This window comes from Sporosarcina luteola (assembly GCF_007991495.1).
GTDB classification, from domain to species: Bacteria; Bacillota; Bacilli; order Bacillales_A; family Planococcaceae; genus Sporosarcina; species Sporosarcina luteola.
On record NZ_BJYL01000022.1, the window covers coordinates 21,818 to 42,964 of the forward strand.

General features: G+C 45.0%; 20 protein-coding genes and 2 tRNA genes. 9 read left to right on the forward strand and 13 right to left on the reverse strand.

Translation table 11 applies throughout. The annotated features are described in order from the left end of the window. Positions 1 to 66 precede the first annotated feature (66 nt). Together SLU01_RS08725 and SLU01_RS08730 are read left to right on the forward strand one after the other, a co-directional pair. Positions 67 to 513, forward strand: a complete 447-nt coding sequence (locus tag SLU01_RS08725; RefSeq protein WP_147057361.1) for a MarR family winged helix-turn-helix transcriptional regulator — start codon at positions 67 to 69, stop codon at positions 511 to 513. 2 nt (positions 514 to 515) lie between these two features. Then, entirely contained in the window at positions 516 to 3,164 is a 2,649-nt protein-coding gene (locus SLU01_RS08730) for an MMPL family transporter (RefSeq protein WP_147057363.1), read from the forward strand. 135 nt (positions 3,165 to 3,299) lie between these two features. Here the strand turns inward: SLU01_RS08730 and SLU01_RS08735 are convergent, their stop codons facing one another. The 3 genes from SLU01_RS08735 to SLU01_RS08745 all read right to left on the reverse strand — a co-directional run bounded on the left by SLU01_RS08735 (position 3,300) and on the right by SLU01_RS08745 (position 5,739). Further along, positions 3,300 to 3,860, reverse strand: coding sequence for a GNAT family N-acetyltransferase (locus SLU01_RS08735; protein ID WP_147057366.1), 561 nt, complete (start codon positions 3,858 to 3,860; stop codon positions 3,300 to 3,302). A gap of 98 nt (positions 3,861 to 3,958) precedes the next feature. Next, entirely contained in the window at positions 3,959 to 4,147 is a 189-nt protein-coding gene (locus SLU01_RS08740; protein ID WP_147057368.1) for a DUF6440 family protein, read from the reverse strand. Positions 4,148 to 4,170: 23 nt separating this feature from the next. Continuing rightward, positions 4,171 to 5,739, reverse strand: a complete 1,569-nt coding sequence (locus SLU01_RS08745; protein WP_147057370.1) for an amidohydrolase — start codon at positions 5,737 to 5,739, stop codon at positions 4,171 to 4,173. A 104-nt stretch (positions 5,740 to 5,843) separates the two neighbouring features. Here SLU01_RS08745 and SLU01_RS08750 point away from each other — a divergent pair, with 104 nt between their 5' ends. The 5 genes from SLU01_RS08750 to pstA all read left to right on the forward strand — a co-directional run bounded on the left by SLU01_RS08750 (position 5,844) and on the right by pstA (position 10,335). Beyond that, on the forward strand, positions 5,844 to 6,284 hold the full coding sequence (locus SLU01_RS08750) for a YtoQ family protein (protein WP_147057372.1): 441 nt from the start codon (positions 5,844 to 5,846) through the stop codon (positions 6,282 to 6,284). A 153-nt stretch (positions 6,285 to 6,437) separates the two neighbouring features. Then, on the forward strand, positions 6,438 to 7,256 hold the full coding sequence (gene pstB, locus SLU01_RS08755) for a phosphate ABC transporter ATP-binding protein PstB (protein ID WP_147057374.1): 819 nt from the start codon (positions 6,438 to 6,440) through the stop codon (positions 7,254 to 7,256). A gap of 197 nt (positions 7,257 to 7,453) precedes the next feature. Next, positions 7,454 to 8,434: a PstS family phosphate ABC transporter substrate-binding protein gene (locus SLU01_RS08760; protein WP_147057376.1), complete on the forward strand. Its 981-nt coding sequence runs from the start codon at positions 7,454 to 7,456 to the stop codon at positions 8,432 to 8,434. Between the two features lie 76 nt (positions 8,435 to 8,510). Next, the gene (gene pstC, locus SLU01_RS08765) at positions 8,511 to 9,458 is read left to right on the forward strand and encodes a phosphate ABC transporter permease subunit PstC (RefSeq protein ID WP_147057378.1); all 948 of its coding nucleotides are present in this window, start codon (positions 8,511 to 8,513) and stop codon (positions 9,456 to 9,458) included. 28 nt (positions 9,459 to 9,486) lie between these two features. Continuing rightward, on the forward strand, positions 9,487 to 10,335 hold the full coding sequence (gene pstA, locus SLU01_RS08770; RefSeq protein ID WP_246110939.1) for a phosphate ABC transporter permease PstA: 849 nt from the start codon (positions 9,487 to 9,489) through the stop codon (positions 10,333 to 10,335). 83 nt (positions 10,336 to 10,418) lie between these two features. Here pstA and glmM read toward each other — a convergent pair whose 3' ends face one another. Genes glmM through cdaA form a run of 3 tightly spaced genes read right to left on the reverse strand, consistent with a single transcriptional unit; the run spans position 10,419 to position 13,925 of the window. Next, positions 10,419 to 11,771, reverse strand: a complete 1,353-nt coding sequence (gene glmM, locus SLU01_RS08775; protein WP_147057382.1) for a phosphoglucosamine mutase — start codon at positions 11,769 to 11,771, stop codon at positions 10,419 to 10,421. Between the two features lie 44 nt (positions 11,772 to 11,815). After that, on the reverse strand, positions 11,816 to 13,096 hold the full coding sequence (locus SLU01_RS08780; RefSeq protein ID WP_147057384.1) for a CdaR family protein: 1,281 nt from the start codon (positions 13,094 to 13,096) through the stop codon (positions 11,816 to 11,818). Then, a complete protein-coding gene (gene cdaA / locus SLU01_RS08785; protein ID WP_147057386.1) occupies positions 13,089 to 13,925 on the reverse strand; it encodes a diadenylate cyclase CdaA in 837 nt (278 codons plus the stop codon). The genes SLU01_RS08780 and cdaA overlap by 8 nt, the downstream gene beginning before the upstream one ends. Before the next feature lie 182 nt (positions 13,926 to 14,107). On the opposite strand from cdaA, the gene SLU01_RS08790 reads away from it, so the two are divergent. Then, positions 14,108 to 14,443 carry a hypothetical protein gene (locus SLU01_RS08790; protein WP_147057388.1) on the forward strand — a complete coding sequence of 112 codons (336 nt, stop codon included), beginning with the start codon at positions 14,108 to 14,110 and terminating at the stop codon, positions 14,441 to 14,443. 76 nt (positions 14,444 to 14,519) lie between these two features. Here SLU01_RS08790 and SLU01_RS08795 read toward each other — a convergent pair whose 3' ends face one another. Beyond that, positions 14,520 to 15,458, reverse strand: a complete 939-nt coding sequence (locus SLU01_RS08795; RefSeq protein ID WP_170232643.1) for a nuclease-related domain-containing protein — start codon at positions 15,456 to 15,458, stop codon at positions 14,520 to 14,522. 166 nt (positions 15,459 to 15,624) lie between these two features. On the opposite strand from SLU01_RS08795, the gene SLU01_RS08800 reads away from it, so the two are divergent. After that, entirely contained in the window at positions 15,625 to 15,993 is a 369-nt protein-coding gene (locus SLU01_RS08800; RefSeq protein WP_147057392.1) for a hypothetical protein, read from the forward strand. Between the two features lie 66 nt (positions 15,994 to 16,059). Here SLU01_RS08800 and SLU01_RS08805 read toward each other — a convergent pair whose 3' ends face one another. From SLU01_RS08805 to SLU01_RS08830, 6 genes are all read right to left on the reverse strand, one after another. Further along, a complete protein-coding gene (locus SLU01_RS08805; RefSeq protein ID WP_147057394.1) occupies positions 16,060 to 16,692 on the reverse strand; it encodes an anti-sigma factor family protein in 633 nt (210 codons plus the stop codon). A 13-nt stretch (positions 16,693 to 16,705) separates the two neighbouring features. Then, complete coding sequence (gene sigW / locus SLU01_RS08810; RefSeq protein ID WP_147057397.1) at positions 16,706 to 17,269, reverse strand: RNA polymerase sigma factor SigW; 564 nt, start codon at positions 17,267 to 17,269, stop codon at positions 16,706 to 16,708. Positions 17,270 to 17,441: 172 nt separating this feature from the next. Next, positions 17,442 to 18,347 (reverse strand): arginase, encoded by a 906-nt coding sequence (gene rocF / locus SLU01_RS08815; protein WP_147057398.1) that lies wholly within the window; start codon positions 18,345 to 18,347, stop codon positions 17,442 to 17,444. A 74-nt stretch (positions 18,348 to 18,421) separates the two neighbouring features. Then, positions 18,422 to 20,524 carry a bifunctional diguanylate cyclase/phosphodiesterase gene (locus SLU01_RS08820; RefSeq protein ID WP_147057400.1) on the reverse strand — a complete coding sequence of 701 codons (2,103 nt, stop codon included), beginning with the start codon at positions 20,522 to 20,524 and terminating at the stop codon, positions 18,422 to 18,424. 379 nt (positions 20,525 to 20,903) lie between these two features. After that, positions 20,904 to 20,978 (reverse strand) — tRNA-Gln (locus SLU01_RS08825). A gap of 45 nt (positions 20,979 to 21,023) precedes the next feature. Beyond that, positions 21,024 to 21,108: transfer RNA gene (locus tag SLU01_RS08830), tRNA-Tyr, on the reverse strand. Positions 21,109 to 21,147 lie beyond the last annotated feature (39 nt).

The following is a 21,147-nucleotide window of genomic DNA, read 5'->3' on the forward strand; positions in this document are numbered from 1 at the left end:
CTTATCTATTGACTGACATTAGTAGTCCCCCTAAACTATGTATATTAGTTGAGGGGGTCTACTATATTGAGAGAGAAATTGGAGGAAGCGATCGAACTATTTCAGGAAGTGTTGATTTACGGATCGGAGCATGTTGTAAAGTCGGTCAAAGTCGATGTGTGGAATGAATATTCACCTGAGCAGATCCAAGTGTTGAAGATCCTTTCGACGCAAGGTCCGTTATCGAATGGGAAATTGGCTGGAATACAAGGCGTGCATAAGAGCGCTATTTCGACCCGATTGAAAAAGCTGGAGGAAAAAGGACTTGTCTCCTCCGAAAAAGATCCACATGACCAACGCGCGAAAGTTGTACAGTTGACCACTTTAGGAGAAGTAGTTCTTAGAAAGTCCGACGAAGCCGTTTACGAAAGCATTGAGAGGCTATTCGTCGGAAAAGTACAGGAACACGAGATTGATACGTTCGTTAACACATTTCGTAAGTTGAAAGATATTTTACATATGAAAGGAATGTAAGTATGAAACAAGTGCTGAAATTTAAATGGCCGATTTTTATCGGAATCATCGTGCTGACAGCAATTTTATTCATCTTGTCTCCTGACCTGGCTAAACAGGCTGAAGACGCGGGTTCGTTCCAGTTGCCGGATACGGCGGAATCACAAAAAGCTGCAGATATATTGGAGAAAGCAGGTGCTTCGGAAGATACGATCTCCCTCGTTTATGCACTCGACAAACCTGTCGATGATGCATTAAGGAAAGATGTGTCTGCAGTTGCACAAAAAATCCATGCACTCGGGAAACCGGTGAAGGATGTGCTCGATCCGTTCGAAAATGAAGACATGGAGAAGCAGCTCGTTTCGGAGGACCAGAAAACGATTCTTGTGCCTGTGACAGTGGATGGTACGCATGAGGAAATTATTGCGTTGTCAGATAAAATCCATGCAGACATACTTCCTAAAGATAAAACTGTCTATTTGACAGGGGAAGCGATTATTAACAATGACGTTAATATTAGCGCGCAAGAGGGATTGAAAAAGACGGAATTGATTACAGTCGTTCTGATCTTCGCTTTATTACTGATTGTATTCCGCTCAATCGTGACGCCTTTCGTCCCGTTATTGGCAGTTGGTATTTCCTATTTACTCAGCCAATCGTTCGTTGCGTTTTTCATCGATTGGTTCGGCTTTCCGGTTTCAAACTATACGCAGATATTCCTTGTGGCGATTCTTTTCGGCTTAGGGACCGACTATTGTATTCTCTTGTTAAGCCGCTATAAAGAGGAATTGTTAGAAGGCCACGCCGTGGAAGACGCGGTTATTAACACATACAAAACGGCTGGACGCACACTATTTATCAGCGCAGCGGCGGTATTCATCGGGTTTGCGGCAATCGGATTTGCGGACTTCCCGATTTTCAAATCCGCGGTTGCAGTTGCAGTCGGAATAGCTGTACTACTGCTCATTCTTTACACGGTCGTGCCGTTATTTATGGTTTTATTGAAGGATAAATTGTTCTGGCCTTCGAAAGGGGCCGCTTCTCATAAGGACAGCAAAATTTGGATTGCATTCAGTAAAGTGTCGGTTGCACGCCCGCTTATTTCGATGCTCATCGTTGCGGTTATTACGATCCCACTTCTGCTGACGTATGACAACGACTTGTCATTCAATACAGTCGATGAAATTGATAACAGCAAGGAGTCTGTCATGGGATTGAACCGGATTTCCGATGCGTTCGGTGAAGGGGATTCATTGCCAGTCCAAGTCATTTTGAAAAAGGATACGAAGATTGTAAATGAACAAGATGTCACCTATTTAGAATCTATCAGTAAAGACCTCGAGAAAATTGATGGCGTCAAAAGCGTTCGTACCATTACTCGCCCGACTGGTGAATTGATTGAAGACTTGTATGTCGACCATCAGATTGCGCTCATGGGGGATGGGTTGAATGAAGCAATAGATGGACTTGCAGAAGTTCAAGATGGGCTTCGCCAAGTACAAGGCGGATTAACTGAAATTACAGGTCAGTTGCCTTCTGATTCAGCTTCCTCGGGAGGCGCAGGATTGCGTCAGGCTGCTGGCGGAGTTAAACAAATCAACGACCAGTTAGCCCAAATTGCAGGTGGTCTTGAGCAAGGGATGCCCGTTGCTCAAGCTGCCGGTGGTTTGAAAACGCTAGGAACCGAGCTAGGAAAAGTTAGCGGTAGCTTGTACGGTGCTGCCGATCAGTTAGACGGAGCAGGCGGTCAAATGGGTGCCCTTTCCGGTGGATTGACAGAGCTTGCAAATGGCGTAGAAGCAGCTAACGGAGGGCTTGGAGAAATTCATGACGGGCTTTCAGAACTTGCTGATATGATGAAAGATATGGGAGATACGAAGAGCGTTCGGGATACAGGGCTGTTCATTCCCAAAGGGACGCTTGCAGAGGAAGAATTTGCACCCGTCATTGACCGCTATACGATCGATGAGGAAACGGGCATCATCCTGGAAGTCATTCTCGAACAGGATCCGTATTCCCGTGAAGCAATCGGGACAGTGGAGGATATCGAAAATACACTTCACAGATCTGTCATCGGCACGCCTTTCGAAAAAGCGGATGTCGCATTCAGCGGAATTTCTGTCATGAATACCGATTTGAATGACATTTCGACGAAGGACTTCACACGCACGGTGACAATTATGCTTGTAGGTTTGTTCATCGTACTGTTCATCCTGTTCCGTTCGGCCATCATGCCGGCGTATATGATCGGTTCGTTATTGCTCACCTACTATACTTCTGTATCCATTACAGAGCTCATCTTTGTCGATGGCTTAGGATATGACGGGATCAGTTGGGCAGTTCCTTTCTTCGGTTTCATTATGCTGATCGCGTTAGGTGTTGACTATTCGATCTTCCTGCTAGACAGATTCCGGGAAGAAAGCATTAACGGCAAAAATGTCCGGGACGCCTTGATTACATCCATGGCGAAAATGGGAACAGTTATTATTACTGCGGCAATTATTTTGGCGGGCACATTCGGCGCCATGATGCCGTCCGGCGTATTGAGCCTCGTGCAGATCGCAACGATTGTTATTACGGGATTGCTGTTATACGGTTTGATTATCTTGCCGTTGCTCATTCCTGCGATTACTGTGTCGTTCGGACGTGGGGTTTGGTGGCCGTTTAGATAACAAAAGCGAAGAGCGCTGGCTTATGTCCCGAGCAGTTAGCGCTCGGAGCTGGATATTAAAATGAGGGAGCAGAAAGGAATTGAATACCTTTCTGCTCCCTCTTTTATTTCTCGTCTATTCCCAGCTGCACGACGTTCAGTGAATATCTTTGTGCTCCAGCCAATTATCCTTTGTCATCCTCATATTAATCGAATCAAACCATTCCCCTTCATACTCCAAATCGTTTTCATCGATACTTACAAAGACAAAGCCAACCTTTTCATAAACATGCTTTGCTCGTGGGTTAAAATCGAACACACTTAAGGTCAGCTCGTGAAGTGTCGTATTTGTAAATATGAAATCAACGATGAGTTGGGTGGCCTCTGTCCCTAATCCCCGATTCCTTCCCCGCGGTCCGATCATGATCCTAAAATTCATGCTGTGATTGTCTTCATCGTATAAATTAACCACTGCCTCTCCCACTAAAATCGCTTGAGATCGGTCAACAATCGCAAGGTCCAAGCGGTCCGTTTGTTCATTTCTTGTATTGTACCATTCTAGAGTTGACTCCCAATTTAAATCCGAACTGCTTCCTGTCAGTTTGATTACCTCTGGATCTAGTAAGCATTCTTTCATATAAGGAAAGTCTTCATCCTTAAAAGGCCTGAGAATAACTTTCTCCCCTTCTAGTATTGGTTTGTAACTTAGGTTTATCAATTGCTCTCACTCCATTAATGCTTTGTCGTCTGTTCGATCGAAGTGAAGAGATGAACTCCGAAAAATAGTTTTTCAAAGTTCATCTCTCTAGTTCCTTTTTAAATCTCCGTTTTCTTATAATCTATATCCACTAAAGGTTTCCCTTCCTGATCCACCAGAACAGTCAAACCCATACCATAGCCCGCAGCATGTGACATGTACAGAACGCCGGTCACATTGTCACGAATCACTTGAAATTGCTCCAGCTTGCCCTGCTTCTCAATCACTTCAAATCGCTTCTCCGCCATCCTTCCACACTCCTCAAAATAGTTTAATTTTGATACATGACATCCCCTGCCACAACGGTCATTACGACTTCCGCATTCAGAATTTCATCTGCATCCACTTCAAACAGATCACAATCGAGTATTGTAAAGTCCGCATCGAAGCCAATCCCGAGCTTCCCACGCGAATCGGCTTTCCCGATCGTTGCCGCGCTTCCTGTTGTGAATAAACTAACCGCCTCATAACGGCTCAGCTTCTCCTTCGGCAAATACCCCTCATGCGTCTCACCCGGTTTTCTTCTCGCCACCGCGGCATAGATGCCGAGCAATGGATCAACCTCTTCAATCGGCGCGTCCGATCCTGCCCCGCAAATGAACCCTTCGTCAACGAGACGCTTCCAAGCATAAGCCCAATCCAAACGGTCCTCACCCAGTCTATCCATCACCCACGGAAAATCAGAGGCTACAAAAGCCGGCTGTATGTCCAACACGACAGGCAGCTTCTTCATGCGTTCCACCAAATCATCCCGCAGTACATTCACATGGATAAGCCGGTCCCGCTTTCCTTCCGGCACGGGATGACGCTCGATTGCGTCCAACCCTTTCTCAACCGCTCCGTCCCCGATCATATGCATTGCAACAGCTTGCCCATATTTCCGGGCGGTCGCCACATGTTCATCAATCTCCTGATCAGTCAATACCGCGGTGCCTGAAGTGGACGGATCATCCGCATACGGTCCGCCCAATAAGGCGGTGCTTCCACCTAGAGATCCGTCAATGAAGAACTTCATTTCACCCAGGTCAATCCACGGTTCGTCATACGTTGCTTCATCTTCCATTAATTGTGTAAATACGGTCGATCTGCGCAATAGATGTGCGCGGAATTTCTTCTTTTCACCGATTACATTTTTAAACGCTTGCAGTGGATTCCGATAATCCCCGTAATACCCGAGGTCATCCGTCACCGCACCTGTCAGTCCTAGTGACAATAGATCATCGACCGATTTATCAAGCGCTTTCGTCAACATTTCCTCCGTCGGCTCCGGAATGAGCTGCAATAAGCGATCCATCGGTCCTTCCTTCAACAATCCGTTCGGCTCTCCGTTTTCATCCCGCCCAATGACCCCATCATTCGGATCAGGCATATCCTTCGTAATGCCTGCCAACTCCAGTGCTTTCGTATTTGCTACCGCCGCATGGCGACAAGTCCTTTTCAATACCATCGGCGATTTGGTTACTTGGTCGAGCTCCTGACGAGTGAAAATTTTACGATCAGCAAAATTGTTTTCATTCCAGCCTTCGCCAATGAACCACTCATCCTCTTTCAAATCAGGATAAGCGTTCAGAAGCATTTTCATCATTTCATCCGAAGAAGCAGCCTTCGACAAATCCAAACTGAGCAGCTTTTGGCCGTGCCCGATTATATGCATATGATTGTCAATGAACCCGGGGTAGAGGACCGACCCTTTGAGATCAATCGATTCTTCCGCCTCATTCTTCAAGTCCTCATAGTTTCCGATCGCAACAATTTTTCCATTTTCCGTAACTACCGCTTCTACCGTTTCCCCTTCTTGGTCCATCGTGAATAGCTTTCCATTATGCCAAATTGTTTTCATTCAGACTCCCCCTTTTCTTTATTCTAAACTTTCAGGCGGTGCCGGGCAATCTTATTTGGGAATGAATGCTATAATGGAGCTATCATATAGAGGAGGGATTTTTTATGAGATTAACAGTATATCTTGCAGGGGAAATCCACACTTCGTGGCGCGAAGAAGTAAAACAGAAAGCGGCGGCATTGAAGCTGCCGATCGATTTCGTCGGACCGATGGAAGATCACGACCGCTCCGATAATATCGGGGAAGAAATTTTGGGCAAACAGCCCGATGCCATCTTCAAAGATGCTGCCGCTTCTAGTTTCAATAATTTGCGGACAGAAATCTTAATGAAGAAAGCGGATCTCGTCATCGCCCTTTTCGGTGAACAGTACAAGCAGTGGAATACGGCGATGGACGCAAGCGCCGCCGTTGCATACGGCAAGCCGCTCATCCTCATCCGTTCCGAACAACATCATCATCCATTGAAGGAACTTTCCCGCAAAGCACACGCCACCGTTGAAAACGTCGACCAAGCGGTGAAAGCATTAAAATATATATTCGAATAAAAACTTGGGTGCCTGCCACCGAAACAATTCAAAATTGTTTCGGTGGCAGGCACCCCTTTTCTACTTTTACAAATCCTTTACATCTCCTTCATATCTCCTCAACATTCATTTCCTATACTGAAGTAAAGCCTCAATCCAATAGGAGGATTTCAAATGACTTTACTGCATGAACGAATAAAAGAGAAACCTTTAACGATTGTTAGAAACGAAAGTTGGGCAAAGCCGATTTATGAAACGAATGGGTTGAATTTATGGTACGGCACATCCCATGCCTTGAAAAATATCGAGCTCGCCATCAATGAACGTGAAGTGACCGCCATCATCGGTCCATCCGGCTGCGGGAAATCGACATTCCTTAAGACGCTGAACCGGATGGTGGAAACAGCAACGGACGTATCCATTTCAGGTAATGTGACGTTCAAAGGAAATAATATTTTGGGCAAGGCGATGCCTGTTGAAATTTTGCGTTCCAAAGTCGGCATGGTCTTCCAAAAGCCGAATCCTTTCCCGAAATCAATTTACGAAAACGTCGCATTCGGACCCAAAGTGCATGGTATCCGAAACAAAGCGATGCTTGACAATATCGTGGAAGAAAGCCTAAAGAAAGCAGCTTTATGGGATGAAGTGAAGGATCGTCTTCATAAAAGCGCATACGGTCTTTCCGGCGGCCAACAGCAGCGGCTTTGCATTGCAAGATGCCTCGCCATCGATCCGGAAGTAATTCTCATGGATGAACCGACTTCAGCTCTTGATCCGGTTTCTACTCATAAAATCGAAGAATTGATTCGCTCCATTAAAAACGATGTGACGATCGCTATCGTTACGCATAATATGCAGCAAGCCTCCCGAATTTCAGACCGTACCGCTTTTTTCCTAAATGGAGAAGTGATTGAGGAGGATCGAACGACAACAATTTTCAATAACCCATCCGACAAATTGACGGATGATTATATAAATGGAAGATTTGGATGAACCGAACAGCGGGCATCCGAAGCTAGATGTCTTCCTAGCCCCGTTCCCAGGAGCGGGGTTTTATTTATTCACAATAACTAATTTTACAAATCCTTTACACTTTGACAACATCACCTTAACATTCACCCGTTATCATATTAGTTGTGAAGGGGAATTCCTTCATCCAAATTAGATTATCTAAGGGGAGGACTTATCAAATGAAGTTCAACAAATTTCTTTTATTCATGATCATTGCGGCATTCGCAGTCGTTCTTGCGGCATGCGGCTCAGACGGAGATGAGGAAAACAGCTCTGGGAAAAACAAGGCTTCAGCTCAAGCTGGTGCGGACTTAGAAGGCAACGTCGTCATCGATGGTTCCGGCACAGTTTACCCGCTAATGGCCCGCCTTGCTGAAGAGTATATGGTGAATGAACAAGAGAATGTTTCCGTAGAGGTGAGCCGTGCAGGTACAAGCGCCGGATTCAAGAAATTCCTAGTCGATAACGGAACGGACTTCAATGACGCTTCCCGACAAATCAAAGACGAAGAAGCTTCCGAAGCAGACTCGCTCGGCATCGAAGTAAAAGAATTGAAAGTGGCACTAGACGGTTTGACGTTCGTCGTAAATAAAGACAATGATTGGGCAACTGAAATGACACCTGAACAATTGGTCAGCATCTTCCTTGCAGATAGCACGGTCGAAAAGTGGTCCGACATTAACCCTGACTGGCCTGATGAAAAAATCAATGCGATGGGACCAAATGAAAACCATGGTACGTATGAATTTTTCTATGAATCAATTTTGGATAAACAAGATATGAAGAGTACAATCAATTTGCAACAAGAGTATTCGACACTCGTAAACTTAGTGTCAGAAGATAAAAATGGCATCGCGTTCTTCGGTTTCGGCTACTATGTTAATAATGGAGATAAGTTACAAGCTGTTGCAGTGGACTTTGGAAACGGTGCTGTTGAACCGGCATTGGACACTATTGCTGAAGATGGTGCCTATGCAGACTTTACGCGCCCAGTGTTCACGTACTTAAATGTGAATCATGCCAAAGAGAAGCCCCAAGTTAAAGACTTTGCTATTTACGTTATGAACAATATTAATAAATTTGCAGGCGAAACAGGCTTTGCGCCAATTCCTGAAAATGAAGCGAAAGAGAACATTAGCTTCCTAGAAGGCCTCAAGTAATTTAGTCACAGATTAAGAAGATGAGGGCTAATCAGCTCTCATCTTCTTGCAACTTATCGGAAGGAGTTCTTTTATGATGAACGGAATTGCAAAAAAAGAAAATGCCAGCATTCGTGAGATGATTGATCAAAACCAACGGGGTAATTTGCTGCGAGGCAAAATTGAGCGGCTAATCCCCATTTTCCTCATGCTCCTTGCCTCCCTTTCCATACTGACGACAATCGGCATCATATGGACATTATTTTCTGAGACGTTCGAGTTTTTCAGACGAGTGCCATTTGTTGACTTCTTTACCGGAACGGTCTTGAAGCCGCTCAGCCAAAACCCTGAATTTGGGGTGCTCCCTTTATTGATGGGGACGGTCACTTCTTCATTGATAGCAATGATGGTCGCTGCGCCAATCGGATTGATGGCAGCCATTTACTTAAGTGAATACGCCTCCCCGAAAGTGCGTAAAGTTGTCAAACCTGCACTTGAGCTGCTTGCGGGCGTTCCAACAATCGTCTATGGCTTCTTCGCTTTCACTTTCGTAACACCGCTTTTACGAGAATTCATTCCGGGACTTCAAGCGACGAATATTCTCAGCCCCGGCATCGTAATGGGTATCATGATCATCCCGATGATTGCCTCTTTATCCGAAGATGCAATGAGTTCCGTCCCACGGTCGATGCGTGAAGGCGCTTATGGACTTGGTGCAACGAAGCTAGAAGTGACGCGCCGGGTCGTTATTCCTGCAGCATTGTCCGGGATTGTCGCTTCTTTCGTGCTCGGCATCTCCCGCGCAATTGGCGAAACGATGATTGTAACGATTGCGAGCGGAAGTACGAAAAACTTTACGTTCGACATTACACAATCGATGCAAACGATGACCGCTTATATTGTCGAAGTGACGGGCGGAGATGCAGCGACCGGGTCTACTGTTTATTACAGCTTGTATGCCGTCGCCATGACGCTTTTCGTTTTCACTTTGCTAATGAACCTTCTTGCAAGATTTGTGTCGAAGAAGTTTAGGGAGGAATATTGAGATGAATCAACTTAGCGAACAGCAACATATGCGACGGACGAAGGTTCGATTATTCACAAATCAATTTTCCAAAGTGATTTTCATGCTTTCCGCTTTTTTCGGGCTTTTCGTTTTAACCGTTTTACTCGTTCGTGTTGTATCCGATGGCATCGGTTCCATCAATTTCAGTTTCCTGACGGGTAAATTATCGACTCAGCCGGAGCGTGCAGGGATCATGGGAGCCATACTCGGTACATTTTGGCTAATGCTCGTTGTAGCGCCAGTGACGATGTTTGTCGGAGTCGGAACGGCAATCTATTTGGAAATGTATGCGAAAAAAGGGCGCTTGGTCAGTTTCATTCAAACGAATATTTCCAACTTGGCTGGCGTCCCTTCAATTGTTTACGGCATTCTAGGATTGACAGTATTTGTGAGGATATTGGATTTGGGGAATGTCGTGTTGGCGGGCGGATTGACGATGTCTTTGCTAATTTTGCCCATCGTGATTGTCGCGAGCCAGGAAGCGATCCGTTCGGTTCCAAATCATTTAGGAGAAGCCTCTTACGGACTTGGAGCGACGAAATGGCAGACGATTCAGCGTGTCATTCTGCCTTCTGCACTACCCGGCATTTTGACGGGCGCTATTCTTTCTTTATCACGCGCCATTGGGGAAACCGCCCCATTAGTCGTCATCGGCATCCCTGCCCTGCTCATCCCCTTCCCGGGAAGCATCATGGACCGCTTTACAGTATTGCCAATGCAAATCTATTACTGGACGCTGGACGCCTCCTTAGTCGCGGAATACGCCAACCTGGCAGCCTCCACAATCATCGTACTTCTACTAACACTATTCATCCTAAACTCAACCGCCATCTTCATCCGCAATAAATTCGGGTGACAGGCACCAAAGCAAGAAGCGGGCACCTTAACAAAGCGGCAAAAAAAGGCTGAAAACCCATCTGAGGGTTTTCAGCCTTTTGTTTATTCTTCGATACCCATTTCTTCACGTACGACTTCTGCAATACGGTTTACATATTGTTCGCAAGCATCGTGATCTGGCGCTTCGACCATTACACGAACAAGCGGTTCTGTTCCGGATGGGCGTACAAGCACCCTGCCGTTGCCAGCCATTTCTTGCTCAACTTCTTTAATCACATTCGCAACTCGGCTGTTTTCAGTGACTTTGTTTTTATCCGTCACTCGTACATTGACGAGTTCCTGTGGGTAAATCGTCATTTCACTAGCAAGTTCTGATAGCTTCTTGCCTGTTTTTTTCATGATATTCACAAGCTGCAATGCAGTCAACAATCCGTCGCCCGTCGTATTGTAATCGAGGAAGATGATATGACCTGATTGTTCTCCACCGAGATTGTAATTCCCCTTTTTCATTTCCTCTACAACGTACCGATCGCCAACAGCCGTTTTAACACTCATCATACCATGCTGTTCCAACGCTTTATAAAAACCAAGGTTGCTCATGATCGTGGACACGATTGTATTTGACTTCAAGCGCCCCTTTGAGTTAAGGTGGCGGCCAATGATAAACATGATCTGATCTCCATCGATAACCCGTCCTATTTCATCGACTGCAATAAGGCGGTCTCCATCGCCGTCAAAAGCAAGACCTATGTCTGCTCCTTTATCTACCACTAGCTGTCTAAGCCCTTCAGGATGCGTCGAACCAACGCCATCATTAATATTTAAGCCATTTGGAGATGCACCCATTGTTGATAAGTCCGCATCCAAATCTGCAAAGACATGCGTTGCCAACGACGATGTCGCACCATGCGCACAGTCTAGGGCAATATGAAGATCCGTGAATTCCTCGTCAACTGTCTGTTTCAAGTATTGGATATATTTATGTCCACCTTCAAAGTAATCCGTTACCGTACCGACGTCTCCACCGACCGGACGAGGTAAGTTGTCCTCCTCTTCATGCAAATGGGATTCAATCTCCTCTTCCTGCTCATCCGTCAGCTTGAATCCATCTGCACCAAAGAACTTTATTCCGTTATCCTCTACGGGATTATGAGATGCTGAGATCATGACACCTGCCTGGGCATTCATAGCGCGAGTCAAGTATGCGACGCCTGGCGTGCTGATCACACCAAGCCTCATAACCTCAACTCCCATCGACAGAAGTCCTGCTATCAATGCGTTTTCCAGCATATGACCTGAAATTCGGGTATCCCGGCCAACAAGTACTTGGGATGTTTCCTGCGAATCCCTCGTTAACACATGGCCGCCGATCCTTCCTAATTTAAACGCAAGCTCAGGCGTTAGTTCCTTGTTTGCAATCCCACGGACGCCATCCGTTCCGAAATACTTTGTCATTATCCATACTCCCTTTCAATGCTGTATGACCAGCTTCTTCATCGTCAAGCAAGCTTAATTTCCAATGTAACTTCCTTCTCTGAAACCTTCCAAGCTATATGATCAGGTGCCTCTATGGATAGCGAATAGACATGTTCACCTTCACTATCCGTCTTAGAGGCATCGACACTAATGTGGAAGTCCGAAATGTTGAGCGAATTGATTACATCCTGCTTTGCCGTTACCGTTATATCAACAACTCCCTCCGAAGGCTTAAGAAAAGTGCTGCTATATTTTTCATCAAGGCCTTTCACAGCGATAGGCACGTCCCGGAATTCCTTTGTAACATCCTCTTCATCCTCATCACTCGGGTCGAATGAAACATCTGGTGGGGTGTCTTCCCCATTTTGGACGGTGACAGCAACGTTCACCTTCACTTTATCGACGGACATTTTAGAAACGCCCTTCGGCTTTTGAAGAGATATTTCCGTTGTCCCGGACTCCTTGATGTTCGAAATATCGACGTCCAATACAAGTTCCTTTATGGATTCCAATGTCTTTTTCGGACCATACAGTTTGACCGTTTTCGTATCTGTGAAGATGGAATCGATGGTTACATTCTCCCCCGAAACTCCTCTTTGTCTTAATACAATTGGAACTTCTTTATTGAACTCCTCGACTTCCACTTTAACAGTCACGTCCGCCGGTTCAATTGTGACATTCAACTTGTTCAAGTCCCTATCCAGTACTCGAACCCTTGCTTTTTGTTCAAATGATTTATTTATACCTTTTTCTCCAACAGCAGAAACTTTTACAAATCCAATTGATTCAATAACACTTTTAGCACCTGTTATTTCCACCTTAGCGGGCTCCACATCCATTTTGACGACATAGTAGCCTTCAGCAAGGAGCCTTTCATTCAACTCCGGATCAACCGTAAGCTGTTCCGTTATCTTTTCTTCAATAACGACGTCAACCATTGCGGGATCCAGCTTTACATCTAGCTTTTCTGAAAGGTTCTCCGACTGAATTTCGACTTTATGCTTTCCAATCGGCAAACTTCGCAGGTCGACTTTCAGTGTAAAGTCTTTAATCAGTTTAGCTGATTGGACGAGGTTTGCAGGCCCTTGAATCGACATATTCACCGTTTCAGGCACACCCGTCACAACTAAATTTTCATCATCATAATAAACTTCGACCGGAACGTCCCGGATAGTATCCACTGTATCGCCCACGGTTGACCGGTTCGTTTTGTCCTCTTCAGCTTGGACGGAAAAGAAAAGGATGATGGCGAGTGCCAATGCCGTGAAACGGAGAAACCATGGGCGGTCCATTAACTTATCCATTTTCCCGTTTCCCCCGTTTCCAAAATGATTTTGGAGATGTTTCATCCTCTGCTCCGAACCATACTTGACGTAATTGTTTTTCGAAGTCCTCCATCGACAGGTTTCTGTTAATATCCCCGTTTGCAGTTAGACTGACGCTACCCGTCTCTTCGGAAACGACGATTGTGATCGCATCAGTCACTTCACTGATACCTAAAGCCGCCCGGTGACGAGTTCCCAATTCTTTCGAGATAAAGGGGTTTTCAGAGAGCGGCAAATAACAGGCTGCTGCGGCAATACGATTTTTTTGTAAGATGACAGCCCCGTCATGCAAAGGTGTATTTGGAATGAAAATATTAATCAGCAATTCAGAGGTGACATTTGAATTCATCTGAATTCCGGTTTCAATATATTCACTTAACCCCGTCTCCCTCTCAATCGAGATAAGCGCACCAATCCGCCGCTTCGCCATATAGCTGACCGACTTTTGGAAAGCTTCGATTAAGCGGTCCCGTTCCTCTTCCTCTTGCATTGCAGATCGTGCAAAAAGACGGCCGCGCCCTAATTGCTCCAGCGCACGCCTCACTTCTGGCTGGAAGATGATGATCACCGCAAGGAATCCGAAAATCAACACCTGCTCCATCATCCACTTTAATGTGTTCAACTCAAGGTACTCGGTCAAGATACGCGCAAAAATGATGACAAATATCCCTTTAAGCAGTTGTACCGCCTTTGTTCCTTTTATGATTGTGATCAGTTTATAAAAAACGAACCAAACGAGAAGCACATCCACTATATTTTTAAGTATTTCAACCGGACTAGAATTCGTAATTATTTCCCAACCAGGCATGCGCTTCCCCACCTTCATCCCAAATTCTTATACAATAGTATATCATACAGCCCTGTTCCAATGCTTCCTAAAACGTACAGTGATTGGATTTTCAAAGGAAGTGTCTTTAGTACATCTTTATTTTTAATGAACTGCTCGATAATGGACGTTTGATGGCTTGGTTTGGTTGCGGGAGAGGGGACTTGTCGTATGGAGGAGCATTAGGTCGTGGGGGATTGCTTTGGACGCGGGGGGACGCGCTTTGGACGCGGGGAGATGCGCTTTGGACGCGGAGAGATGCGCTTTGGACGCGGAGAGATGCGCTTTGGACGCGGGGGGACGCGCTTTGGACGCGGGGAGCGCTGCTTTGGACGCGGGGAGCGCTGCTTTGGACGCGGAGAGATGCGCTTTGGACGCGGGGAGCGCTGCTTTGGACGCGGGGAGATGCGCTTTGGACGCGGGGAGCGCTGCTTTGGACGCGGGGTGATGCGCTTTGGACGCGGGGGCATCGGCTTGGGATGTACGATGCCCCGTTTTGAACGCGGGATAGGTTGCTTTGAATAAGGACGAAGCGTGCCGCAATTAAAATTGCTGTTAAAACAAGCTTATGAGGCGTCACCTTATATAAAATGTAGTTCTACGACTTCCTTTCATGATTAGATTGGTTTTTTTCAATAGTCTTTTTGCAATTGGCTGATGTTCTACACCTGCAAAAGCACGAAATTGGCGATTAGTTATATGGTTATCCATTAAATAGAACCAATCATCCAGTAGAGATAGGTGACAATCCAATGCATTATAAGAACAGTTTTGACAGCGCCACTTTTTCTCAAGCCACTTCATTCCCACGTATTTGCAACTTGGACAAATAACTCCCGGGATTATATCCTCCTTTGCTATATTCATTGTCTTCCTTAAAGGAAATGGATCGTATTCGTGGTGTGAATCAGCAATTTCATGTGCAATTTCACTAATTTTATTTCTGGTCAATACCCCTTCATCGACTGTTGTGGTGTACAACTCAATCGGAATTTCATGTGTAAATAAAATTTGAATGTCGGTTTCATCTTCGATAAATAATTCGTTTGTATAAGCTAAACCTATAATCCCCGTTATCTTAATGGCAATGCCTCGTCCCTTTAACCATTTTTCCATGAATATCTTTTTTCTTTCCAGCTCCGTAATCGGACTTTGAATTACCTTCCTTTCTCCATTAGATTCTTGAATAAATTGTGTTGGGTTCGCCTTTACGATTAACTTGCCCCCAAGATTCTTAATTTCAAAAATTATTATCCGATCTGGAAGGATCAGCACAGAATCCATCTGAAAGTAAATGCCGTTGTATAACAGGCAAACGTCATGCAATAATCCAAATGGATAAGATGGACGGAATTCTTTAATATGCTTATCAAAATTCAGTTCACCTCCAAATCCGGCTTTTCTCTTCCTTAGCTCCTCTTGAACCCTATTGTAATGTTTGTGATTATGAGGAAGCCGGTCGAGTAATGACTGCAGACCAAGCAGCGACAAGGGTTCACTTCTGTTTTTAATCAACACTTTCATCACCTCAATGGCATTGTAGCAGGACATCTAAATGTTTCCAAACGCGCAATAATTTGAATATGAATTCGTTTTGTGGTTAATAATTCATTTTTGATATCAAATTCCTCATTCTATTTAGATTATCGGTAGAAAAAAACTTTTTTCGGAGCAGATTAGGGTGGATCGGATTACTTTGGACGCGCGAAGACGATCTTTGGACGACGGACTTACCGCTTTGGACGCGCGAAGACAATCTTTGGACGACGGACATACCCCTTTGGACGCGCAAAGACAATCTTTGGAAGACGGACTTACCGCTTTGGACGCGCGAAGACAATCTTTGGACGACGGACTTACCGCTTTGGACGCGCAAAGACAATCTTTGGACGACGGACATATCGCTTTGGACGCGCGAAGACAATCTTTGGACGACGGACTTACCGCTTTGGACGCGCGAAGACAATCTTTGGACGCTGGACATATCGCTTTGGACGCGCGAAGACAATCTTTGGACATACCGCTTTGGACGCGTGGTGCCAAGCTGTAAACGAGATAGCATTTGTCCACCATAAAAAAAACGACCAACTCTCGTAAACGGGAGTTGATCACTTTTTTATTCTTCCTTCTTCTCGTCTTTAGAGGATGGGAAGACTTCCTTGACGGTCGACTTGATTTTATACCAGAGCCAATCGAATGCTTTGTCGATTTCTTCGCTTGTGCCTGTTACGACGGCAGTGGAGGCCATGTATTTGGAACCGCGGATGACGGTTACGTTGCCGTCCACTTCGCCTTCGATCCGAAGATTCCCGTTTCTGACGACGAGGTCGCCTTTCACAACTTCGCCGGCTGGTACGACGACCGTTTCCCCCTCGATGACCAAGTTCGGCTGCTTCGTGAATGAAAATTGTTGGTTGTTGCTATAGCTTGAAAAGAGCGTGGCGCTCATTAGCATTAAAAAAAGTGCGGCTGCAGCCACTAGTGGGTGCCTACGTAGTAGGCGTTGAAAACCTGCTTGCGATTTTTCTTTCGGGAGACGTGCCATGACGCCTGAGACAAATCCCTCCGGTGCATTTACTGGTGCAGCACTTTTGAGGAACAACGCCGACATTTTCAATTCATCCATCATTTCCCTGCAATGTGGACATTCAGCTAAATGTGCTTGCAACATTTGCTCATCTTGGCGGCTAATATCTCCGTCTAAATACGCGTGCATTAAGTGGATAACTGGTTCCTGACACGTATTCATACTTAATTCCCTCCTACATATTACCCATCTGTTTCCGAAGCGCTTCCCGTCCACGGTGAACACGGGTCTTTACGGTTCCTAATGGTAATTCTAAAATATCACTGATCTCTTGTAACGGCAATTCTTCTAGATAGCGCAGAATGATGACAGTCCGATATTTGTCGGGCAACCTGCCAATTTCGTATTGGACACGCTCTTGCGTTTCCATCCGCTCAACTTCTTCTTCCGGCAAGTCTCCGGTTGCAGAAATTTGAGAGTACATATTCAGACCATCGGTACCTGGTACTGTCGCATCCAGATAAAAGTCCGGCTTCTTCTTCCGTATTCGATCGATGCATAAGTTTGTAGCAATCCGATACAACCATGTGGAGAACTTCCTCTTCTGATCATACGTATGGATATTGACATAAGCACGTACAAACGCTTCTTGTGCAATATCCTCCGCCTCTTGGGGATTGCCGAGCATTCGATAACAAACATGATACAGCCGATGCTGAAATAAACTAACAATCTCTCCGAATGCATCTTGATTGCCTTTGATCACTTCATTTATTCGTTTATTGACCAATTCATCCAATGACTTTCATCCTCCGCTCTATGCGGCTGTTCCTTCTATACGTTTGAAGGGTTCACAGGTTTCATTTTTAGTTCATATTTTTTATTTTACCAAAGATTGATAACAATTTCTGTCCTTTTTACAAATTCAATACATAAAAATACCACCCGGAAATTAATCCGAGCGGCCTGTCTCATAATAACTTTTCACCAAATAATGAACCCATCAGTCCTACTGTCACATCAGCGGTTTTATTCTTCTCATCAAGGATTGGATTGACCTCGACAAATTCAGCTGAAGTGATCATGCCGGAGTCCTCTAGCATCTCCATTGCAAGATGGCTTTCCCGATAGCTGATACCACCCGGCACCGGTGTTCCGACTCCTGGTGTGTAGATCGGATCCAAACCATCCAAATCTAATGATAAATGAACCCCACCCAATTTTTTGGCTTTCAAATAAGCGATGGCCTCATTCATGACAGCCGTCATGCCGTCACGATCGATTTCATGCATCGTGAACACTTTGACGCCTTTTTCTTTGATCAATTGGCGTTCTCCAGGATCGACTGAACGTGCACCAATAATGACAATGTTTTCAGGCTTCACTTTTTGACCGTCTTTGAAAATATTAACCAATCTTTCATGCCCAAGCCCCATGGATACCGCCAAAGGCATTCCATGGATATTCCCCGATGGTGATGTCTCCGCAGTATTCATATCCACATGAGCATCGTACCAGATGACACCTAGATTTTCATACTTTGAGGATAATCCAGCAAGCGTGCCAATTGCAATGCTATGGTCGCCTCCGAGCACCAGCGGGAAATCGCCTTGTTCAACTACTTGAGCAACTCGATTCGCGAGTTCGCTAGTCGCTTGTACGACTTCTTCCAAGTTTTTCAAATTTGTATCTTCTCGTTCGAGGCTTTCGACAGCACTTACTTGAATATCGCCCTCATCTTTCAGCGTGTGGCCGATTGCTTCTAATCTTTTTATTGCGCCAGCATAACGAATGGCACTTGGTCCCATGTCCACGCCCCTGCGACTTTGTCCAAAATCGAGCGGAACACCAATAATTGATATATCTAATTTTTTCATTTAAACCAGCCCCCTTAACAATCATATTGTAATTCGTTAAAAGGAATGGCTCAACTCAACAATTTTCTGGATATTTATTCATCTTTCGACACGTTTGTAAACATATACTCACATTCTTCAGGCGGCAAAGGCCTGCTGTATAAATAGCCTTGTCCTTCTCTGCAACCTAGTCCGTGAAGAATTTCTGCTTGCTCCACGGTCTCAACTCCTTCTGCAATGACATTCAGTCCAGCAGTGTCTGCCAGCGTTACAATGGCTTTGACGATAGCTCTGCTGTTTTGATTCACATCGATGTCCTTGACGAACGACATGTCGATTTTCAGAATATCCGCAGGAAGTTCCTTAATATAACTGAACGTACTATAACCGGTTCCAAAATCATCGATAGCAATAATGATGCCTAAATCCCTAATTCGCTGGATCGTGTATCGCATCTCCTCCCGATCCGCGAAAGCACTTTCCGTCAGTTCAATTTCAATTAATTCCGGGGAAACGTTCTCCTCCATTAGGATTCTCTCAATCGTCTCTACGATATCCGGCTCTTCCAACTGGACTGCTGACATATTCACAGCAATCCGAAACGGCTTGAATCCTTGGCGTGTCCATCGTGCAGCCTGCTTGCAAGCTTCCCGTAATATCCACTCGCCCAAGGGCAATATGATTTTCGTCTCTTCCGCTAACGGAATGAATTTGTCCGGTGGTATCCGACCGAGATCGGGGTGATTCCATCGTACCAATGCTTCAACACCAGCCAATTCACCGATCGCTAAATTCATCTTCGGCTGATATTCCAATGTAAAATGCCCCAATTGAACGCTTTTCCGCAATTCATTTTCAAGAAGAATACGCTCCAATGTTTTCGTTGCAGCTTCCGGCGCGTACATTTTAGCAATTCCGCCACCTTGCTCCTTAACGTAATGAAGTGCCTTATCCGCCATCATAATAAGCTCGGCTGCCGTTTCAGCGTGATCCGGAAATAATGCGATGCCACAGCTAATAGAAATGCTATAAGTTTCCTCGTCAATTTGAATCGGCATCTCTAGGCAAGATTTTATTTCACCTGTCAGCCGCTCCACTTCTTCTTCGCTGACGGCTTTCAAAGTTGTGAAAGCAAACTCATCACCTGAAATACGACCAATAATATCTTCGGTACTCAATGCATCCTTCAACCGTTCCGCAATGATAGAGAGCACATAATCTCCGGTCTCATGTCCGAATGAGTCATTCACATTACGCAGTCGATCGATATTCAAATAGACCAAACCAACTTTGGAACCCCTTTTTCTACCTTTAAGGGCGACATCCAAATTTTCACTAAAGGCATTCCGATTAAAAAGGGACGTCAATTGATCATTATCCGCAAGGTCTTGGATAATCACTTCCGATTCTTTTTGCCATGAAATATCATGCATCGCTACAACAAGATGGTTATAATACTCTCCCTCTTCATGGATCAAGTTCAAGCTTGCCTCCATTGTTTTGACGCGGTTGTTTTCATCCAAGACCCGGACTTCAAGAACAGCAGGAGCATCACCTACCATCGCTACAGCCTTGTCAAACGCGGCATAATCCTCTTTTGCGATAATGGAATGGATATTGGCACATTCAAGTTGGCCGAGGTCATAACCTAATAAATGCTTATGTGTTGGGGATACATACTGGAAATTTCCTTCCAGGTCAATAATTGAAATGAAGTCCATGGAGTTCTCGGTGATCACTCGATATACTTCCGCGTCTTTCTGTATCTTCTCTTCCAGGCGCTTTCGTTCTGTAATATCGTTTCGAATGGAAATGTAACGACTCGGAATACCTTTCTCGTTTAAAAACGGGATGATCTTTGTATCGACCCAATAGTAACTTCCGTCTTTGGCCCGATTACGTATTTCTCCATGCCATATGTTCCCTCGCCCGATTGTGGCCCACATATTTTTAAAAAACTCTTTCGAGTGATAGCCGGAATTAATGATTGCATGCGTCGCGCCAATCAACTCTTCCGGTCTATATTTTGACATCTTAATGAATAACTCGTTGACGTAAGTAATTTTACCTGTTCGATCGGTGATAGCGACAATGGCCGATTGGTCGAGGGCGTATGCGATATCCCCGAGCATCTCCTCCACATCCCACCTATTCTCTTTGCCAGTTATTTTCTGCATCATTTGAATATAATCATGCATGGGGCATCACTATTCCTCTCATCTTGTAGAACTTTGACGATTTATATGTACTATACAATACCTTTCTAGGATACTCGCGTAATTTGCATATGAAGGTCGTTGCTTATGAACTTTTTTCGAAATCCGTAAAGGGGGAGGATTTTTAGGCAATAAAAAAAACCCTTCTTCTGTCGGATTTTGTGGGTTGGGTATTTGGTTGGTTTTATGTTGGGGTGTTTTTGAATTAAAATATTTTTACTTTTTTAGTTGGATTGCTTTTGTATTAAAACCTTTTGCTCCTAATACCTTGCGGTATTACTCGCAATTTTAAAACCTTGTGCTCCTAATACCTTGCGGTATTACTCGCAAATTTTTTTAAACGTGAAGCGTTTAAAAAAATTGGCTGGGGTAGCTGGATTCGAACCAACGAATGACGGAGTCAAAGTCCGTTGCCTTACCGCTTGGCTATACCCCAACGTTTGATATCGTGATAAGCTGCGTTTCCCAGAAAATATGTAAATGGTGGTGGGGGACGGATTCGAACCGCCGAACCCGGAGGGAGCGGATTTACAGTCCGCCGCGTTTAGCCACTTCGCTACCCCACCAGATGATTATTATTTGCTTTTATTAAAAGAGGAACAAAC

What these genes read in the sequence shown, in the direction of transcription:
- SLU01_RS08730 (WP_147057363.1), top strand. Translation starts at nt 516, where the DNA reads ATGAAACAAGTGCTGAAATTTAAATGGCCGATTTTTATCGGAATCATC.
- SLU01_RS08740 (WP_147057368.1), bottom strand. Translation starts at nt 4,147, where the DNA reads ATGGCGGAGAAGCGATTTGAAGTGATTGAGAAGCAGGGCAAGCTGGAG.
- SLU01_RS08745 (WP_147057370.1), bottom strand. Translation starts at nt 5,739, where the DNA reads ATGAAAACAATTTGGCATAATGGAAAGCTATTCACGATGGACCAAGAA.
- SLU01_RS08750 (WP_147057372.1), top strand. Translation starts at nt 5,844, where the DNA reads ATGAGATTAACAGTATATCTTGCAGGGGAAATCCACACTTCGTGGCGC.
- pstB (WP_147057374.1), top strand. Translation starts at nt 6,438, where the DNA reads ATGACTTTACTGCATGAACGAATAAAAGAGAAACCTTTAACGATTGTT.
- SLU01_RS08760 (WP_147057376.1), top strand. Translation starts at nt 7,454, where the DNA reads ATGAAGTTCAACAAATTTCTTTTATTCATGATCATTGCGGCATTCGCA.
- pstC (WP_147057378.1), top strand. Translation starts at nt 8,511, where the DNA reads ATGAACGGAATTGCAAAAAAAGAAAATGCCAGCATTCGTGAGATGATT.
- pstA (WP_246110939.1), top strand. Translation starts at nt 9,487, where the DNA reads ATGCGACGGACGAAGGTTCGATTATTCACAAATCAATTTTCCAAAGTG.
- glmM (WP_147057382.1), bottom strand. Translation starts at nt 11,771, where the DNA reads ATGACAAAGTATTTCGGAACGGATGGCGTCCGTGGGATTGCAAACAAG.
- SLU01_RS08780 (WP_147057384.1), bottom strand. Translation starts at nt 13,096, where the DNA reads ATGGATAAGTTAATGGACCGCCCATGGTTTCTCCGTTTCACGGCATTG.
- cdaA (WP_147057386.1), bottom strand. Translation starts at nt 13,925, where the DNA reads ATGCCTGGTTGGGAAATAATTACGAATTCTAGTCCGGTTGAAATACTT.
- SLU01_RS08805 (WP_147057394.1), bottom strand. Translation starts at nt 16,692, where the DNA reads ATGAATACGTGTCAGGAACCAGTTATCCACTTAATGCACGCGTATTTA.
- rocF (WP_147057398.1), bottom strand. Translation starts at nt 18,347, where the DNA reads ATGAAAAAATTAGATATATCAATTATTGGTGTTCCGCTCGATTTTGGA.
- SLU01_RS08820 (WP_147057400.1), bottom strand. Translation starts at nt 20,524, where the DNA reads ATGCATGATTATATTCAAATGATGCAGAAAATAACTGGCAAAGAGAAT.